Source organism: uncultured Microbulbifer sp. (genome assembly GCF_947498635.1).
Taxonomy (GTDB): domain Bacteria; phylum Pseudomonadota; class Gammaproteobacteria; order Pseudomonadales; family Cellvibrionaceae; genus Microbulbifer; species Microbulbifer echini.
Window position 1 is genome coordinate 1 of record NZ_CANMKV010000169.1, and the last position, 217, is coordinate 217.

The 217-nt window shown below is 45.2% G+C and carries 1 protein-coding gene; it reads right to left on the bottom strand.

Annotated features, from left to right (window positions below; all coding sequences use genetic code 11):
- The coding region (locus Q1A69_RS20290) for a transposase (RefSeq protein ID WP_299589793.1) at positions 1–167 on the bottom strand (167 nt) is incomplete at its 3' end.
- Between the last annotated feature and the right edge of the window lie 50 nt (positions 168–217).

Consider the following 217-nt stretch of genomic DNA (forward strand, 5'->3'; position numbering starts at 1 on the left):
TGTAACTTAGCCTTGCTTCGCCATCCGTAAATCTGGGAAGGATGTAACCCAAGCTGTTTAGCGGCAACGCTTACACCAACTTTGACCGCCAGTGCTAGGGCATCTTTTCTATATTCCTCTGAGTATTTTTTACGAGTGGATTTGGTTGATTTACTTGATCGTGTCATAGGGCACCTCTGCTGCGTAGTTTATCGCTTAAGAGAGTGTCCGTCTTTTG